This window comes from Hymenobacter sp. 5516J-16, from assembly GCF_022919335.1.
In the GTDB taxonomy this organism is placed as follows: domain Bacteria; phylum Bacteroidota; class Bacteroidia; order Cytophagales; family Hymenobacteraceae; genus Hymenobacter; species Hymenobacter sublimis.
This window is the reverse complement of record NZ_CP095058.1, coordinates 2,245,244-2,263,301: the sequence shown is the minus strand read 5'-3', so window position 1 is coordinate 2,263,301 and position 18,058 is coordinate 2,245,244. Positions and strand designations below refer to the sequence as shown.

Annotated in this window: 15 protein-coding genes; 7 read left to right on the top strand and 8 right to left on the bottom strand. The window is 59.5% G+C overall.

The annotated features are described in order from the left end of the window. Positions 1–309: 309 nt before the first annotated feature. Entirely contained in the window at positions 310–3,768 is a 3,459-nt protein-coding gene (locus MUN84_RS11255) for an Ig-like domain-containing protein (RefSeq protein ID WP_244698541.1), read from the top strand. Positions 3,769–3,850: 82 nt separating this feature from the next. Here MUN84_RS11255 and MUN84_RS11250 read toward each other — a convergent pair whose 3' ends face one another. From MUN84_RS11250 to MUN84_RS11240, 3 genes are all read right to left on the bottom strand, one after another. Then, a complete protein-coding gene (locus MUN84_RS11250) occupies positions 3,851–4,669 on the bottom strand; it encodes a DUF4382 domain-containing protein (protein ID WP_244698535.1) in 819 nt (272 codons plus the stop codon). Between the two features lie 308 nt (positions 4,670–4,977). Beyond that, positions 4,978–6,084, bottom strand: a complete 1,107-nt coding sequence (locus MUN84_RS11245; RefSeq protein ID WP_244698533.1) for an AsmA-like C-terminal region-containing protein — start codon at positions 6,082–6,084, stop codon at positions 4,978–4,980. Next, the gene (locus MUN84_RS11240; RefSeq protein WP_244698530.1) at positions 6,027–8,054 is read right to left on the bottom strand and encodes an AsmA family protein; all 2,028 of its coding nucleotides are present in this window, start codon (positions 8,052–8,054) and stop codon (positions 6,027–6,029) included. The genes MUN84_RS11245 and MUN84_RS11240 overlap by 58 nt, the downstream gene beginning before the upstream one ends. Before the next feature lie 316 nt (positions 8,055–8,370). Here MUN84_RS11240 and MUN84_RS11235 point away from each other — a divergent pair, with 316 nt between their 5' ends. The 3 genes from MUN84_RS11235 (at position 8,371) to MUN84_RS11230 (ending at position 10,702) form a co-directional block, all read left to right on the top strand. After that, positions 8,371–9,171: a PorP/SprF family type IX secretion system membrane protein gene (locus MUN84_RS11235; protein WP_244698527.1), complete on the top strand. Its 801-nt coding sequence runs from the start codon at positions 8,371–8,373 to the stop codon at positions 9,169–9,171. Positions 9,172–9,176: 5 nt separating this feature from the next. Then, positions 9,177–9,365, top strand: coding sequence for a type IX secretion system membrane protein PorP/SprF (locus MUN84_RS24555; protein WP_410780087.1), 189 nt, complete (start codon positions 9,177–9,179; stop codon positions 9,363–9,365). Between the two features lie 68 nt (positions 9,366–9,433). Then, positions 9,434–10,702 carry an SUMF1/EgtB/PvdO family nonheme iron enzyme gene (locus MUN84_RS11230; protein ID WP_244698525.1) on the top strand — a complete coding sequence of 423 codons (1,269 nt, stop codon included), beginning with the start codon at positions 9,434–9,436 and terminating at the stop codon, positions 10,700–10,702. 92 nt (positions 10,703–10,794) lie between these two features. Here the strand turns inward: MUN84_RS11230 and MUN84_RS11225 are convergent, their stop codons facing one another. Beyond that, the gene (locus tag MUN84_RS11225) at positions 10,795–11,499 is read right to left on the bottom strand and encodes a ComF family protein (RefSeq protein ID WP_244698516.1); all 705 of its coding nucleotides are present in this window, start codon (positions 11,497–11,499) and stop codon (positions 10,795–10,797) included. Between the two features lie 209 nt (positions 11,500–11,708). On the opposite strand from MUN84_RS11225, the gene MUN84_RS11220 reads away from it, so the two are divergent. Genes MUN84_RS11220 through MUN84_RS11210 form a run of 3 tightly spaced genes read left to right on the top strand, consistent with a single transcriptional unit; the run spans position 11,709 to position 13,256 of the window. After that, positions 11,709–12,086, top strand: coding sequence for a carboxymuconolactone decarboxylase family protein (locus tag MUN84_RS11220; RefSeq protein WP_244698515.1), 378 nt, complete (start codon positions 11,709–11,711; stop codon positions 12,084–12,086). A gap of 2 nt (positions 12,087–12,088) precedes the next feature. After that, positions 12,089–12,442, top strand: coding sequence for a hypothetical protein (locus tag MUN84_RS11215; protein ID WP_244698513.1), 354 nt, complete (start codon positions 12,089–12,091; stop codon positions 12,440–12,442). Between the two features lie 43 nt (positions 12,443–12,485). After that, entirely contained in the window at positions 12,486–13,256 is a 771-nt protein-coding gene (locus MUN84_RS11210; RefSeq protein WP_244698512.1) for an exodeoxyribonuclease III, read from the top strand. A 94-nt stretch (positions 13,257–13,350) separates the two neighbouring features. On the opposite strand, the gene MUN84_RS11205 is transcribed toward MUN84_RS11210, so the two are convergent. From MUN84_RS11205 to thrC, 4 genes are all read right to left on the bottom strand, one after another. After that, complete coding sequence (locus MUN84_RS11205) at positions 13,351–14,631, bottom strand: protoporphyrinogen/coproporphyrinogen oxidase (protein ID WP_244698510.1); 1,281 nt, start codon at positions 14,629–14,631, stop codon at positions 13,351–13,353. A 488-nt stretch (positions 14,632–15,119) separates the two neighbouring features. Next, on the bottom strand, positions 15,120–15,518 hold the full coding sequence (locus MUN84_RS11200; protein ID WP_244698509.1) for a hypothetical protein: 399 nt from the start codon (positions 15,516–15,518) through the stop codon (positions 15,120–15,122). 368 nt (positions 15,519–15,886) lie between these two features. Beyond that, entirely contained in the window at positions 15,887–16,567 is a 681-nt protein-coding gene (locus MUN84_RS11195) for a DUF3365 domain-containing protein (protein ID WP_244698507.1), read from the bottom strand. A 113-nt stretch (positions 16,568–16,680) separates the two neighbouring features. Beyond that, positions 16,681–18,048 (bottom strand): threonine synthase, encoded by a 1,368-nt coding sequence (thrC, locus tag MUN84_RS11190; protein WP_244698505.1) that lies wholly within the window; start codon positions 18,046–18,048, stop codon positions 16,681–16,683. Positions 18,049–18,058 lie beyond the last annotated feature (10 nt).

The window sequence follows — 18,058 nt, the reverse complement described above, 5'->3', positions numbered from 1 at the left end:
TTTTAACACGTATAAATATAGTGCAATTTATCCTGGATAAGCCGACATCAACATAGTCTCCGAATTCCCACTCTTAGAAAAATGGTTCCTTTCTTGATTCATATTGAAATATACTTCCCTGTTAGGGAAAACAAACGGCTTAAGTTTATGATTTAGGCTAATAATTGATTTTAATCGTAGCTGAACCGTACAGGTTGGTGAAGTGGTAAAAATGGAAAAGTCATACAATGTGCGTTAAATTTGTTTTGCTGGCTGGCTCACCTGTGGGTAAGCTAGGCGCATTTAGCTCTTTTCTTTTTACTACTTTCTATGAAAACACATTTCCGCAATGCATTCCCCGCGAAGTGGGCAAGTCAGGTTCCGATTCGGAGGGTAGGGGGGCTGCTAGGAATGTTATTGGCGCTGCCCGCTACTACTTGGGCCGCGGCGCCAGTAGCAAATAATGATGCTGCCGTAGTGGTGATTACGGCTACATCAGCAACCATTAACATTCTGGCAAACGATACTCGCGGAGGCCTAGGCCTTGGCAGCGACGCCATTGACCCTGCAACCGTAAGGCTTATCGGAGCAACCGCCGGTACGAGCAATATTGCTGGTAGTAACGGCGGCTTGTTTTCAGTGAGCAGCTCCGGGGTTGTTACTTTCACGCTGCCTACGAATCCTAAGCCCAGCACCAGATTCCAGACGTCCATCCGGTATACGGTGCGCGACGTTACTGCGGGGCTCGGCGACGGCACCTCCAACGAGGCCACGCTCACGGTAACGGTGAGCAGCCCTCCTTTGGCCAGCAACGTGCGGGCGGCACTCATGCCCAGCAGCGCCGCTGCCACGCCTATTGCGGGTTTGGTGGGTAGTGTGGCCGCGGGCAACACGCTCAGCGGCTACACGCTCAAGAGCCTGCCCAACAACGGCACCTTATACCTGAACACAACGGCCATCGGCACCGCGCCGCGTACGCTCTCGGTAGCCGAAGCAGCCCAGCTACAGTTCGATCCGGCCGGAAATAAGTCGGGGGAATTCACCTTTACTTACACCGCTACCAACAACGACGGGCTGGAGTCGGCCCCGGCTACCTATACCATTCCGGTGGCCAACGTACCCCCGGTGGCTGTCAATGACCCCGCGGTAATCATTGCCCGCAACGGCATTGCTACCATTTCGGTGCTCACCAATGACACCGACGCCGACGGCTCCATTCTGGCGACTACCGTGGACCTGAACCCTGATCTGGCAGGTATTCAGCAGGAGCGTACGATGGCGAACCAGGGGAAATTTACGGTGTCGGCCCAGGGCATCGTTTCCTTTACGCCCGTGCTAGACTACGCCGGCACCAGCACCATCACCTATACAGTGGAGGACAACCTGGGGCTGACATCAAACCAGGCCGCCATTCGCGTTATCGTCAACAATATTACCTCTGCCTTCGATGACAGCAATGAGGTAGAAAAGGGCATGACCGTGTCGGGCAACGTGATTCTGAACGATACCGATCCGCAGAACACGGGCTTCACGGTGGCCCTGGTAACGGGCGTGAAAAACGGCAGCCTGGCGTTAAATGCCAACGGCTCCTACACCTACACGCCTACCGCCGGCTTCCTGGGGCAGGATAGCTTCGTGTACAGGGCCTGCGACAAAACGGGTACTCCGCAGTGCGCTACTGCCACGGTGCACCTGAATGTATACGACCCGGCCGTGCAGTGCATTGCCGCCACCGGCCCAAACCAGCTGGTGAACCCGGGCTTCACGAATGGCAACGTTGGCTTTAACACCAACTACGAGTACAAGGCCGACGATGCGGCCGTAGCAACGGAGCTGACCCCGGAAAACACCTATGCCATTGGCCCCGATGCCAGCAAGTATCATGGCACGTTCCGGGGCAATGGCCGCGGGGGCGCCGCCGATAACTTCTTGATGATCAACGCTACCTCGGCCATCCGGACGCTCTACACCCAAACGTTCAAGGTTCAGCCCAACCGCTACTACACCTTCTCGGCCTTCTTCAACAACCTGATTCCGGCGAACATGAACATTGCCGACCCGATTGTGGGCTTCGTCATCAACGGCGAGTCGACTTCGGGGACTATCACGGTGCCGGAGTCGCCGGACCAGTGGGTGCAGTACTCCGACGTGTGGTATTCCGGCAATAGCACCACGGCTACCTTCGAAATTCGCAACCTGACCCTGGACCTGCAAGGCAACGACATTGGGATTGACGATCTGTACTTCGGTACCTGCAACGCCGTGCCCGTAGCCAACAACACGGCCGCAACTCCTTTGGCGGCTACGGCCACCGCTACAGCCCTGGCACCCATGGACGCCACGGACCCCGATGGCACCATTGCCTCGTTCACCATTACGGCCCTACCGCTGCCCGCGGCCGGCACGCTGTACGTGAACGGGGTAGCTGCCACGCTCAACCAAGTAGTGACGCCCGATGATAACAAGCGCCTCACCTTCGACCCCAGCGGCGCCGTGAACGGCAACGTCACGTTCACTTTCCTGGCCACCGACAACATTGGCTCTACTAGCAACACGGCTACTTACACCATTCCGGTTGGCAACACGGCCCCGCTGGCGGCCAACGTCCTGATGGCTCCGGCCATTCCGAATACGGCTGCGGCCACTACCCTCAAGCCGCTAGTAGCAACCGACGGCGACGGTACCATTGTGAAGTACATGGTTGTGACGGTGCCGAACCAGCAGGCCGGTACGCTGCTGCTAAGCGGCACGCCCGTCACGACGATTCCGCTGGAAGTGCAGCCCGCCCAATTAGGCCAGCTCGCCTTTGATCCATCGGGTGCGTATGCCGGTCCGGTTACCTTCAACTACTACGCTGTTGATAACCAAGGTAATACGTCTAACACGGCCATTTACACCATTCCAATCGGGAATGAAATGCCGGTGGCCAAGGACAAGTGGGCCCAGGGCATGCGCAACACCACCAACTCCACCCCGCTTAGCGCCCTGGAGTCGACGGATGCCGACGGCTGGATTGCCTCCTATACCATTGCCAACCTACCCTCCAGAGGCGCCCTAACGCTGAACGGAGTAGCGGTTTCGCCGGGGCAAACCATCCGGCCTGAGCAGGCTAGTGAACTGGCTTACGCTCCCCCGAAAACTGAAACCGGCCAGTATTCCTTTACTTACTACGCTACTGATAACCTGGGTGGTACCTCTAACCTAGCTACCTACGTGGTACCAGTGGCCGGGCCTCTACCCGTTAAAATGCTCAGCTTCACAACTCAACTTACCGGCACTACTGCTCAGCTTACCTGGACCACCGCCGCCGAGCTGAACAACGACCGGTTTGAGGTGGAGCGCAGCCTAGATGGCAAGCAGTTTCAGCGCATTGGGCAGGTGCGGGGGCTGGGCACCTCGGCCACCGGTGCTACCTACCGCTTCACCGATGCTGCCCTCCCGACTCCCGGAGCTGCGGCCCTGCTCTACTACCGCCTCAAGCAAGTAGACGTGACCGGGGAATCAGCCTACAGCCAGGTGCGCACGGTTGCGCTTGCAGCTGGTGGCTCCTTTGTGGTAGCGGTAACGCCCAATCCGTTCAGCTCTGAAGCTAGCCTGAACCTGCTGGCACTGCCTACTGCGGCTTACCAGGTAGTTGTAACGGATGCCACGGGCCGCCAAGTGTACGGCGCTACGCTGGGCGGCGGGCAGGTCTGGCCGCTGGCTGTAAGCAGCTGGCCCGCTGGCTTCTACACGGTGGTGGTGCGGGGGGCTAACACCCGCTTTATCCAGCGCATCGTGAAACAGTAGATTACCCGCTTCGCTCCACCACAAAAAAGCCCTGGCTATGCAGCCAGGGCTTTTTTGTTACATATAAACGTAAGTAGGGCAATTAGTTGAGCGTGGTCTGGCCTAGCTCGCTCACTTGGTTATTGGTAACCGTAATGCCCGTGCGGGTAACTACCCGGTAAGCGGGCTGGCCGGTAGGCGCGGTGGTTGTTGGGAAGAACTCTACCCGGTAAGTACCCGAAGGAATGCCGCTAAGCTGAAACGCGCCCGAAGCATCGGCGGCCGTGCTGAACGTATCGGGTACGGTGATGGACGAGCGGATGGCTAGCACCTGGGGCAGAGCCGCGGCGGGTGTTACGGTGCCGCGCAAGCCGCCGGCAATGTCCTGGGCCACTACCCGAATAACGGGCTTGAGCAAGTAACGCTCCTTTTTGTCGTTGCCGGGCTTCCAGTTGCCGCGCTCTACAATAGACTTGGCCACATCGAAGTCCAGCAGGAGCTGGAAGGTCTGTCGGGCCTGCAGGGAGGCTTTGTCCAGCTTGAGCTTTACCCCGGAAGTCTGGCCGCTGGGCGTTTTCAGGTCGTAGCGCTGGCCGTCGCGCCCAATCACGTAGCTGTCCGGGCCGAGCTGCAACCGAATTTCCGATAAGTCGCCAGGGGTGAAATCGGTGCTGACCAGCAAGGCCGACTTGCCGTTCACGTAGTCCAACACGTTAATCGTCTGGGCCTTGAAGGGTAGCAGCTGATATACGGCCGGATCCTTCTCTTCTTTCAGATGAACCTCAATTTTCTGCACGTCCAGCACCACTGTGCGGAAGTCGCCGGGGGCGTCCATCAGCCGTACTTCCAGCTTGGCGGAGTTGGCTGAGTCTGAGGAGTCATTGTCGTTGCTGCAGCTAGCGAGGGCCAGAGGGGCTAGCAAGGCAAGGGGTAGTAAACGAGCGAATTGCATGAATGAGTGGTTGTGGGAAACGAAAACGGGAAAGTCAGCCTACTACGTAGCTCTGAAGGCGACGTTCGGGCAAGAAGTTAGCCAACTTTTGCCGTTCCTGAAATAAAAGAAGTTCTACCGTCTGGATTTTGTGCTAGAAACCTTCCGCTGACTCTCTAGGGCGTTGGGGACTACGTTGCCTAGCCGAAGCTTTTGCTCTTACCCTCCGGCAGTGCTAAAAAACGAAGCCCGCCCCAGTCACTGGAACAGGCTTCGGTGGGGTAAATGGGCAGCTAAGCTTAATTGCCGGCTTTAGTTGTATCGGTGGGTTCAGCTGGCTCTGCGGGTTTGGGCTGCTCAGCGGGCTTGGCCGGCTGGGGTTTGGGCTTGCCGAAAAGGATGTTGTTCAGACCCTGCTTGGCTTTGTCCTGAAGTTTAGCCTGCGCTTCAAGGCGCTTTTTCTCTAGCTCTAGCTGAGCTTTCTGGGTGAACTCCTGCTGCTTGCGCTGTAGTTCGTGTTGAAGGCTGTCTTGGGCTACCTTGGCCTGGGCCTGCATCTTCAGCTTCGCATCTTCTACTTTGGCCTGCACAATATTGCTAACCAAATCTTTGGCCTGAGCTTTCACGCTGCCCGTAGTCAGCTTTACCTGCGGGTTCGTGACGGTGCCGCTGATGTTCAGGCCCAGCGTTACCCGGTCGGTGCCCTGCAGGTTGGAAACGCCCGTGAGGCGGGTGAGCTGGGAGTTGAGCTGGTTGCCAAGCTTGCCGGTGGGCACATTTAGGGCCGTAACGTACTCCAAGCCGCCGCTGCTGATGTTATTGGAGCCACCCACCGTCATCTTGATCTGGCCCACCGTCAGGTCAAACGGCTTCACCACGAAGTTACCGTTGATGATTTCGGCGGCTACGTCCTTGTTATCCACTGCAAACTTCTTCAACTCCTGAAACTGGGTCAGGCTGCTGATTTTGTCCAGCACCGAGGAGTTAGCCACGGCCGCCCGCACCACTTCAAACAGGCCCTTGCCCGTGAGCGTGCTGTACCTGGGCAGCATGTCGGGTCCCATTTCCCCGCTCACGTTGAAATTAGTGGAAAACACGCCCTCCAGACTGCTGGCCAGCGGCACCATGGCCTTCACGGAGTTAAAGGCTTTGAAGGCGTTCTGGAAGTTGAGATTTTTGATGTTTAGGCCCAGGTTAAACTTGGGGTGAGCCAGGTCCTTGCTGCTGTAGCTGCCGCTGGTAGCAAACGCACCGCCCAGGGTGTTAAACGTCAGTCCATTAAGAATAGCCGCCTGGTCGCGCACGGTCACAATGCCCTTCACGTTATCGAGCTTGAGGTTGTCGTAGACTACCTGCTGCACATTGGTGTTAAGTACCAAGTCAAACTCCTTCGGAATCTGCAGCACGCCTTCGGCCTTGGCGGGGCAGCACCGGTAGCCGCCACCGTAGGCTTCTGCGACACCTCATCGACCATCCACTCGTTCACGTTGAAGCGGTTGCTGTTCACGGTTAGGTTGCCACGCAAGGGCTGGCCGGGCACGAATAGGTAGCCCATGTAATTGCTGATGGTGCCCGAGGCGACAATGTCGGAGGAGCCCACTGAGCCGGCCATGTTTTGCACCACAATCTTGTCGTTGTTGAAGGTGGCCGTTGCCCGGTTTACCTTCATGCCCTGGGGTAGGTCGGTGCTTTTGTAGGTGATATTCTGGGCGTTAACCGTGCCCGAAGCTACTACCGTCTGGTAGCGGCCGGCCTCAATGTCGGCCATGTTGCCCTTGGCAGCCACGTTGCCGCTCAGGCGGCCCGTCACGGTCATGCCCTGCAGCGGGAAGATTTTGGTGAGCTTGGTCAGGTCCACTACGCCGTGCACGTCGGTGTCAAAGCGCAGCTTGTCCACGCCCTGGGTCGCCACCCGGCCCTGCAGCGGCTCCCCGTCCAGCAGCATCCGAAACTGCGGAATGTCCACGTGGGTATCGTTGAGCTGGCCCGTGGGGTTGGTGATGGTGCCGGTGAGGGTCAGGTTTTCGATGGGGGCCGGAAACTGCTTGCTCTTGACGTAGCCGTTGGTCAGGTTCATGTTGGCCTGCACTACTGGCATCTGAGTTTTGGAGTAGATGCCGCGGGCCGTGCCATCAATAAACAGCTTGCCGCGCAGCAGGAGGTCCTGCACCGGGTACACCTTCATCATTTCCGCCAAATCCACGTTAGCCTTCACGCGGCCGTCCACTTTCATGGGCTCCAGCCCGTCAATGGCTACGTTGCCATCAATGGGGTTGCTACCTAGGTCGAGGTGAAACTGCTTTACGTTCACTTTCACGTTGTTTGTGAAGCCTGAGGGGTTGTCCACCACCATGTCCACGTTGATGTTGCGGGCCCGCTGGGGCAGCTGGGGGTAGTGGAAGCTGCCCTCCTTTACTTGCAGGTTCACGCCGTAGCCGGGCATCTGCACCGCGTTCTGCACGCCCTTGAAGTAGCCATCAAACGCTACCTTGCCCGTGGCCTCTATGTCTTTGAACTGGGCCGTGTAGGCGCCGGGCACCAGACTCAGAATGTTCTTAAAGTCGGTTTCGAGGGCTTTGAAGGTTAGGTCGTAGGTAATGTCCGTGTCGTTGGGCAGGCCAATGGTGCCCTGGAACGAAGCCGGGAAATCGTTCAGCTTCACCTGGTTGTCCTTGAACGTAAAGAGCATTTTCTCCAAGTTCATGGCCAAGGTCACGTCGGCGTCCAGCTTCTTGTTGGTCACGTACTCCGTGCCGTCGTACTGCATGGAGAAGCTCTCGGCCGTGGTCTGGCTAACCATGTCAAACACGTTCTGCTCAAAGTCGCCGGAGCCGGAGTGGTTCACGCCCCGTAGCTGCATGCCAAACGGAATCGTCAGGTCCTCGTAGCGCAGGCGGCCGTTGTTAATCTGCCAGCCCTGAATGGCCAGGTTTACGGCCGTGGTATCCTGGCCTTTGGAAGCCGCCGCCGAGTCCGACACGTACACGTCCCAGTTGGCGCGGCCACTCTTGAGCACCCGCAAGCTTAGGTCGGGCTGCTCCAGGGTCACGTTCTTTATCTTGATTTGGCTGCCGCCCAGCACGCTCATCAAATCCAGCCCTACCCGCACCTGGGGCAGGTACGCCAGCGTGTCGCGGGCAAAGGAGTCCTGGCCGATGACGTGCAACTGGTCCAGGCGCAAGGATAGGTCGGGGAAGGAGCTGAGCAGGGTGACGTCTACATTGGCGGGGTCGTAGAGCACGGTGGCCTTCACCCGCTGCGCCAGCTGCTGATCAAAGGCCGCCTTTATTCTATCCTTAAACAGGAGCGGGGCCAGGGCCAAACCGGCTATCAGCACCACCAGAAATAGCAGTAGCCCGACAAAGAATTTGCGCATAATGGTAGAGAGAAAAGAGAAGCGACGAAAAGGGCTAGCGGCCCCAAAATCCAATCAGCACGAACGAGGCAAAAGTAGTGCGAAACCCCACCGACCGCGGGAAAAGACCCTAAAAAATCGATAAGGTTGAGTTTGGTAACGTTGCTACCCGCGGGGTTGGTGCCGCAAGTCAGGAAAGAAAATCCCATTTTAGACCCGTAGGCAGCGCCCAACGCGTACCAAAAGCCTGTTTCTCACCGTTAGGCACCATACTTATGAGGATGCTCCGCCCGCTGTACTTAGTTGTTACTCCGCGCCCCCGTTGGGGCAGTGGGCTATGGTCGCCGGGCTGGCGCTGGGCGCTTCCCTTACGGCCCAGGCCCAAGACTTATACTTCGCCCAACCCTACGCCAACCGCCTGCAGCTGAACCCGGCCTACGCCGGCCTACTCGACGATTATAGCCTCACGCTCAGCTACCGCAACCAGTTCCCGACCGTAGCGGGCACCTTTCAAAGCAGCCAGCTGGCCGCCGACTACCGCCTCGCGAACCAGCGGAGTGCCGTGGGCCTGCTTGTAAACTATGACCGTACGGGCGGCATTGGCTACACCCGCTTTCAGGCCGGCGGCGTGTACGCCTACCATTTGCGCCTCAATGAGCAGTTGAGTTTGAGCGGCGGCGCCTCGGTTAGCTACGGGTTGCAGCGGGTCAGCTACGGCAATCTGGTATTCGGTGACCAACTTTCCGATGAGGGTGTTACCCGCGACTTTAGTTTAGAAGTGGCAGACTATAAGCCCGTTCACTACGTTACTGCTAGCGTGGGCGGGCTGCTCTACACCGACCGGTTCTGGGTGGGTGCCGCCGCCCACCATGTAAATCAGCCGGATCTGGCGTTTGTCACCCAAACCACGCTGCCCCTGCGGCTAAACTTGCAGGCGGGCTACAAGCAGTATTTCGTGCGCTCTACTACTAAAGGAGAAAATAAGGAAGTTAGCCTCTCGCCTACCGTGAGCTACGCTCGGCAGGGCGGCTCCCAGCGGGCCGAGGCTGGACTGTACTTTACCGCGACGCCCCTTACCCTGGGGGCCGTATACCGTGGGGTACCGCTGCCCGGGGCCCCAAGCCCCAGCAGGTCCTGACGGCGGTGGCGGGGGTAGCGGTGGGAAGTTTTCGGCTCGGTTATAGCTACGATGTGAGCCTCAGTCAGTTCAGCCGAGATTTAGGTGGCGCCCATGAAATTTCTCTGGCCCTTCGGGAGTTTGATTCGCTGGAAGCCGCTTGGCGCCGGCTGAAACGACGGAATTACCCGTCAATTCCTTGCCCCGCCTTTTGATTTTTTGTATTATTGCAGCCGACTTGCCTTGTCTAAACGCTTTTCTCACAGGTAGTTTCAACTTGATCATGAATTTTTCCAAGTACCTGCGCTTTGCTGTAGTGGGAGCCTGCGCGCTGGCCGCCTGTAAAGGTGGGCCTCCCACCGCCACCAAACCCGGTAAGTACAGCTCCACTACGGGCATCGAGTACAACACCGAGGAGGGCATGAAGGTGTCTGATTACCAGGGTATCCCGGAAGGTCCCGGTCTGGTATTCATCGAAGGTGGTCGTACCGTGTTGGGCTCCGCCGAAGAGGACGTGGCCATGACCCACGACAACATCGAGCGGACCGTGACCCTGGCTTCCTTCTACATGGACGAAGCCGAGGTAGCCAACATCCACTGGCTGGAATACTTGCACTTCGTGCGCAAAGATTCCGCCGAAGAATTCTACCAGTCGGCCCTGCCCGACACCACCGTGTGGGCCCGCGAGCTGTCGTTCAACGACCCCTACGTGGATTATTACCTGCGCTACCCCGGCTTCCGCTACTTCCCCGTAGTAGGTGTGAGCTGGCTGCAGGCCAACGACTACTGCACCTGGCGGACGGCTAAGGTAAACGAGCGTCTGGCTGGCGAAGGCGACGAAGGTGACAGCGGCAGCAGCGGAGGCGGTGGCCTGTTTGGTCGCAAGAAAAAGAAAGGTGGTGACGCTGGCGACGCCGCCGAAGGCACTTCCGAGGACGGAGGCAAAACCAAGATTGCCATCGAAAACGGCAACACGCTACCCAACTACCGCCTGCCCACGGAGGCTGAATGGGAGTACGCTGCGCAGGCCCTCATTGGAACCCAGGAAACTGGCAACGAAAACCAGGAAAACAAGCGTATTTATCCCTGGGATGGTCGTCAGGTGCGTAACCCCTACGGCAAAGGCCAGGGTCAGTTCCTCGCCAACTTCAAGCGTGGCCGCGGCGACTACGCCGGTATTGCCGGTTCGCTCAACGACGGCGCCATGATTACGGAGTACATCTACAACTACCCGCCCAACGACTACGGCCTGTACAACATGTCGGGCAACGTAAACGAGTGGGTACAGGACATCTATCGTCCGCTTTCCTACGAGGATGTGGAAGATCTGAACCCCTTCCGTCGTAACGGCTTCCTTGACCCCTCGGAGAAGTACGACAAGAAAGGTTACCAGTCCCTCATCGACGACCACGTGCGCGTATACAAAGGCGGTTCGTGGCGCGATGTAGCTTACTGGCTCTCGCCCGGTACGCGCCGCTTCATGGCCGAAGATTCTGCCACGGCTACCATCGGTTTCCGTTGCGCCATGATCAACGCCGGCTCGAACAAGTAATACCGTTAGCCTCGGCCTGACATGAAAAAGCCGCTTCGCAAGGAGCGGCTTTTTTGCTTTACAGCTTTTTTAGCGGGAAGCTAAGCAGCGCCCTATCGGTCCGCGGTGGCAATGGTAGCAATGCTAACGGTGGCGGCCCCAGCGGCTAGCAGCACGGCAGCGCAGGCTTCTAAGGTGGCGCCCGTGGTTAGCACGTCATCCACCACCAAGATTCGCCGGCTGGCTACCAGTACCGGCTGCGCTACCTCGAAAACCTCGGCCACGTTCTGCCAACGTTCCAGGCGGTTTTTGCGGGTTTGTGATTCGGTACCGGTGATGCGGCGCAGGCCATCGGCTTGCCAGGGGCAGCCCAAGCCGGTAGCCAGGCCTTGGGCAAAGCTGTCGGCTTGGTTGTAGCCGCGCTGGGCCAGCTTGCGGGCATGGAGCGGAACGGGCAGGATCAGGTCGAAGGCCGTGGAGAAGCCCGCTTCGGCTAGCTCCTGCCCATACCAGCGCCCCAACACCCGCCCGACGTCCTGCTGACCGCGGTATTTGAGCTGATGGAGAAGGTGCTGCACGCGGCCGTGCTTCTGAAAGCGCAGGTAGCTAAAGGCGTGTTCAATGGGGAGTTTGCCCCAGAAGCGGCGGGCCAACGGGTTGTCTTCGGCGGGTAAGCGGTGGTAGTCTGTGTAGGGCAGCTGGGCCCGGCAGGGCGTGCATAGGTGGTCTTCGCCTCGGGTTAATGGGTCCTGACAAGCCAGACAGACCTGCGGAAATACGAGCCCAACAAAGTCAGCGAGCAGGGTAGGAAACGGCATCTAATAGGAGAAATAAAAATAGCGGAGTACGGGAATAGGTAGCCAGCGCACCAGCCCTTGGCAGGACGCTGGCGAACTTCTCCCTAATTTTAAGGTTTAAACCCGACTCCTCGAAATGCGTCCGGCCCTCAATGCTGGCAAACCGACGGGAGGTGCCCGCTGCCGTGCGGTCAAGCGGCGTTTTTGTTCATTTCAATCCTTGCCTTTCTATGAGCCTCGTCTCAGAATTTAACGACTACCGCCAGCGCATGAACGAAAAGATCATGGCGGCTGATAATAAGGTGATTAAGCGGTTTTTCAACCTCGATACCAATACCTACCAGGAGGGTGCCTTGAACGTAAAAACCAAGGAGATGCTGGGCCTGGCCTGCTCTATGGTGCTGCGTTGCGACGACTGCATCAAATACCACCTGGGCAAGTGCTACGAGGAAGGCATCAACGATGAGGAAATCTACGAGGTCTTTGCCATTGCCAACCTGATTGGGGGTAGCATTGTGATTCCGCACTTCCGCCGCGCCGTGGAGTACTGGGAGGTACTGAAAGAGGAGGCCGGCGCGCTGGCTCCACCCCACTCCCACGACGCGTAACCATGCTGGACCCTCAGGAAACCGAGGCCCAGTTCGAGCAGCGCTGGTGGGAGCTGATGAACCAGCTGCGGGAGCGGTTCGGCAAAAAGCCCGACCTGAACGCGCTGCTGCTGCTCATTGGCGTGCAGGAACTGGGCCAGGGCGCCGGCCCGTTTACCAAGGAGCAGAAGCAGGACCTGATGCACATTGCTACCTGCCGCCTGTTCAGCCTCTCGGGCTACTACGAGCTGGAGCAGGTGGACGAGGAAGGCTGGCCCCACTACCGGCTGGTGCACCCCGTACCGTTTGCTAACCTCAAGGAGCAGGAACGGATGCTGAAGTGGCACATTCTAGAGTATTTCGATTCTCAGGAGTAAGCCTTAAGCAAGGCTTCATACCTAATTTACACAGCCCCTACCCTTGAATATCATCTCCTATAACGTGAATGGCCTGCGCTCGGCCCTGAGCAAAGGGCTGGTGGACTGGGTGCGCGAGGCTCAGCCAGATGTGCTCTGTCTCCAGGAAATCAAGGCTGGGCGAGAGCCGCTCGATGTATCGGGGCTGGTGGCCTTGGGCTACTACGCCTACCTACACCCGGCCCGTAAGCCCGGCTACAGCGGGGTAGCCACGTTCTCGAAACAGGAGCCGTTGGCGGTGGTAGAAGGCTGCGGAACGGCGCTGTATGATGACGAAGGCCGAGTACTGCGCCTCGATTTCCCGGGGTGCTCCGTGCTGAACGTGTACATGCCTTCGGGTACCAGTGGTCCGGAACGCCAAGCGTTTAAGGTAGAATGGCTGCATTTTTTCCGGCGCTACGTGCGCGAGCTACAGGCTGCCGGCACGCCGCCCCTTATCATTGGGGGCGACTTTAACTGTTGTCAGCGCGACATCGACCTGCACAACCCCAAGGCCAATCAGCAGAGCCCTGGCTTCACGCCGGAAGAGCGGCAGTGGTTTCAGGATTTGCTGGCTGATGGCTACACCGACTCCTTTCGTCACTACCACGGCGACGCTACCGGCCACTACTCCTGGTGGACCTACCGGGCCGGTGCCCGTGCCCGCAACGTGGGTTGGCGTCTCGACCACTTGCTGGTAGACCAGCAGTTGCAGCCCCGCATTCAGGAAGCCCACTTGCTCCCCGATGTAGTCCACTCTGACCACTGCCCGGCTCAGCTCGTGCTAAGCCTCTAAGCGCTACCCATATAGAATCACCAGAGCCGCTATTCTTACCTCGTTGGAGGCAGGAGTAGAGGCTCTGGTGGTTCAGGCGGCCTGGGTGCCGGAGCTAGGAACTCAGAATGGCTTCGGCTACTTCCCGGCCCGAAGCCATGGCGGCATTCAAGGAAGGGTAGGCCGTATGGTCGCCGCACCGGTACAGAGTTTCGCCGAGCTTCAGCATCTGGCGGGCGGGCTGGCCGGGCGCGTACACGGGCAGGCCGTAGGGAATAAAATAAGTACGCAGATGCCGCCACTGCGCGGCAGCCGGACCAAACCAAGCGGTTAATTCCTGCCGCAGTTGCGCGGTAAGCTCGTCTTCGGAAAGGCCATGTTCGCCGTGCGTGCTCACTGAAACGAGCTGCTGACCGGCCGGGGCGTAGTGCGGCGCCACGTCGGAAGGGAAGGCCACGTTATGCGCCAGGCCCGTCGGGGAGGCGTTGAGCCGCAGCAGCTTATCGGGACGAGCGGCCGTAGCCGGGGCCGCAAAGTAGGTGCAGGTAGTGCGGCGCCACTGCCGGGCCGGGGCATCGGCCGCGGGCGGCAGCAGACGGGCGGCGGCTTCTCCATCAACGGCCACAACTACGGCCGCGCCTGCGTAGGTAGTGCCATCGGCGAGGTGTACCGTAGTGCCGTCGATGGCACTCACGGGCGCCTGCAGCCGGACGCTACCTTGGGGCAGGCGAGCCGCCAGCTGCTCCGGAATTTGCTGCATACCCAGGGCAGGTAGGGCGGCCTCACCTTCCACAAATTGCTTGAACACGAACTCGAAGAAGTTGGCGGCCGTGCCCAGGCTCCGGTCGAGGTATACGCCCCCAAAAAAGGGCCGGAAGAAGTTCTGAATGATTTGCTCGCTCCAGCCATACTGGCGCAGAAACGTTAGGGTGTCGAGCTGGTTGGTGCTGTTGCGGCTGATGAGCTGCCCGCTGCTGAAACCGCGCACGTGCTGCACCAAGCTGGCGAGTCGGAGCTTGTCGGGCAAAGTGCCAACCCGCGAGGTAAGCGCCGAAAACGCAGCGGTTGGCTGTTGCAGTGGGTTTACCAGGGTAGTCTGCTGACCATCGGGCAGGCGAATGACGGCCCCGGAGCGGAACGCCCGCAGTTGCAGGGCGCCGTAGTCCATGAGGTGCTGAACCTCGGGATATTTGGTTTGCAATACCTGAAAGCCCCGGTCGAGACGGAAACCCTCCGGCGTGACATCCGTCCGGACGCGGCCTCCCACCGCATCAGCGGCTTCTAGCACCAGCACGGGCCGGCCGGCGCGGTGCAGGTAACAGGCGCAAGTCAGGCCGGCCATACCGGCCCCAATGATAAGAATGGGCAGTTGAGAAGAGGGAGCGGCAGTAGTCATACCCTGCCCAAACTAGAAAACAGCCCGGAAGGTTGGGCTCCTCAGTAGAACGCCGCCCGCACTTCCGCGCAGTGCGGGCTTACTTGGCCCCAGCTGCCGGCTCTGGTGGGCAGGCCGGGCGCAGCGAAAAGCGTTCGGCCTCGCTGTAGCTGTCCAGGTCCGTGATATAAATGCGCGACCGGTCGTAGTAGAACTCCCCAGAAGGTCGCGCACTACCCCCCGAAAGCGACCTTTGAAGAACAGCTCCTCTGCCTTAATGCTCTGGCGCCCTGTTGTTTCGCGCACCCGCCAGCGGCCGGTGGGCAGGCCCTTAAGTACGTTGCCTTCTATGCGCAGGCCGGCGTCGGTGCGGTACCAGGTGCCCTGGCCATCCCGCACTAGCGGTTGCCCGTCTTCGGTCCAAAACTGCTGGATGAGTAGCGTATCGCCCGTCCCAAAGCTCAGAATCTGTCGTTTCTGGCCCGAAGCATACCAGTAGGCCCAAGTACCTACCGGCCGGCCCCACGGTAATAGGCCCGGGTGGCTACCTCCCCATTGGGGTGAAATACTTCAAATACGCCTTCCTTTTGCCCATTCTTATACGCGCCGACTAGGGCCGGCTGGGCCGTGTGCATCCAGTAGTCGCGCACGTACCCGAAAAACAGGCCGGTGCTATCCAGGCGAGCGTGGCGCCGGATGCTGGCGCAGCCCGGCGGACACAACTCATACTCAGCGGTATAAAACAAGGCTACGCTGTCGGGCCCAAGCACCCGGTAGGGCCTAGCCGCCGCCATGGCTCTGGTAAGTAGCGGGCGGCGGCTAGAATCGGGCTGTTGCGCCACGGCCGATAGGGTAGCACTGAGAATTAAAACGCTGGTTAGCAGGAAAAGCAGGCTTCTAGAATACATAACGCCTTTTCTGAGTACAGGAAAGATAAGTAAGGCAACGGGCTAATAAGCAAGTAATAAGCGCGGTAGTGTCTGCATGGTATTGGCAGTTGTCACTCCGAGCGGAAGCAAAGAACCTGGGTTATCGATTAGGAGCCTAAGCTATATTCCTCGCTCCGGCTCGGAATGACAATCGGCTGTTTTCCAGGGTTTCAGATGAAAATCAGGCTGACTAACTTTGAACAAGTTCTACCTCAACGTAAGGCCGTGATGCAGCATGGAGCGAAGCATCTCGCGTGCTGACGTTGCCATGCTACCTCAACAATGCGAGCGAGATGCTGGGGCCCCGCTTCGGGCATGACAGCTTGTTCGGCTACCGTGCGCGCAGCCTAAAAAAGCGGCTTGCGCTTCTTCATCACCTTGCGGGTTTTCATGGTGTAAAGTTCTGCCACGCCGCTGCGCTTGAAGCTGGCGCGCCACACGCCCATGCTCTGGCCCAGCCGGTAGCCAGTGGCTTGGTCCTGGGGGTACTGCTTCTGAATCAGGGCGTAGTCGGCGGCCGCAATGTCCTGGCCTACCTCGCCGTGGCAGCGTAAACACACGGCATCATTGAGTACCACGGGGCGTTGGTAAGTAAACTCCTCGGTGGCGGGGCGGGCTACGCGGCGGGTTGTGGTGTCGGCAGCGTTGAGGTCAGCGGGCGGGAGGGCGGCCCGGTGCGCGGGGTTGCGCGGCCGCGGGCTTCTCCAGCTCAGCGCGGCCTGCAGCACTGCGGCCAGCGAATCGGTGGCGGGCAGGGCAGCGGGCCGGCAGAAGGGGAGGGCCGCCGCTACGCCGCCTTCCTGCAGCTTGGCGGCCAGCACCTGGCGCAGCTCCCGCTCGGTGGTGCGCGTTAAAGAGTCGCCGGCCCAGCCGGTGGCGCGTAGTAAGTCTTTGGGCATGATGCGCTTTACCTGCCAGTTCTCGGCTTCCACGGCCAGCTCCTTAGTGTTGCTCAGGTGCTCTACCTGGTCGGAGTTACAGGCGGAAAGGGGCAGTAAAAGCAGGGCGGCGCGGAACAGCAAACGCATAAGACAACGGGTTTAAAGACGGCAGGCAAAGGGACGCACTTCCGGGCATTCAACCAACAGCTACCCCCAGATGATTTCAGCTGCTTTACGGGCCGGAACGGGCGGCCGCAAACCTACGCCGTTTCCAGCAGGTAGGTGCGCAAGGCTTCGTATTCGGGTTCTAGCAACGTGCTGCGCTTGGGTTGGCGCAGCAGGGCTTGCAGCTCAGTGGGCACCGGCACGGGCTGGCCGATAGCCGGCTCCACAGCGGCCGGAAACTTCACCGGATGGGCCGTTTCCAGGAAAATACCGCGGGCTTCAGGCTGCTGGCTAAGGTAGTCTTCCAGGGCGAAATAGGCCACGGCGCCATGGGGGTCCAGTAGGTAGCCCGTGTGCTCGTGTACCCGCCGGATAGTGGCGCTAGTGTCGGCATCCGAAACGGAGTAGCCGCTGAGCAGGTCCCGAATAACGGGGTACTCATGGCGGAACAGCTCCAGGATGCGGCCAAAGTTGCTGGGGTCGCCCACGTCCATGGCGTTGGAAAGGGTAGGCACGGCCGGCCGGGCGGCGTACTGCCCCGAGGTAAGGTAGGCCGGCACGGCGGCGTTGGCGTTGCAGGCGGCCAGAAAGTGCGCTACCGGCAGCCCCGAAACATAGGCCAGCAGCCCCGCGCACAAGTTGCCGAAGTTGCCGCTGGGCACGGCTACCACTGGCGGCTGGTTAGTGGCCGCCAAGGCCTGGGCCACGCCGTAGCAGTAGTACACCTGCTGGGGCAGCCACCGCGCTACATTAATGGAGTTGGCCGAGGTAAAGCGCCGCCGCGCCAGCAGCTCCGGGTCGCGGAACGCCTGCTTCACTAGGCGCTGGCAGTCGTCGAAGTTGCCCTGCACCTCCAGGGCCCGGATGTTCTGGCCCAGAGCCGTGAGTTGCTGCTCCTGCACCGGGCTTACCCGGCCGGATGGGTAAAGAATCACAACTTCCACGCCGGGCACGCCTAGAAAGCCGCTGGCCACGGCTCCGCCCGTGTCGCCGGAAGTGGCTACCAACACCGTAACGGGCCGGGTTTCGTGGCGGGAAAAGTAGCCCAGACAGCGGCTCATGAAGCGGGCGCCCACATCCTTAAACGCCAGGGTAGGACCGTGAAACAGCTCCAGGGCACTGATTCGTGCGGTAACTGGCACCACTGGAAATGGAAAGCTGACGGTTTCTTCGCAGATGCGGCCCAACTCGGTTGCCGGAATGGTGCTGCCCACATAGGGCTGTAGCACCGTGAAAGCCACCTCGGCGGGAGCCAGCTGGGGCAACCGCTCCACGAAGCCGGCCGGAAAGCGCGGAATAGTTTCGGGGAAGTACAAGCCCCCGTCCGGGGCCTGCCCGGCCACAGTAGCCGCGTCAAAGTCAACGGTAGCGGCCTGGCGGTTAAGGCTGTAGTAACGCATGGTAATCGGAGGTAGGAAGGAGAAGCTGGCCAGGATGATGGATAGGGTTTCGGCGGCCGGCACGCGGCGGGAA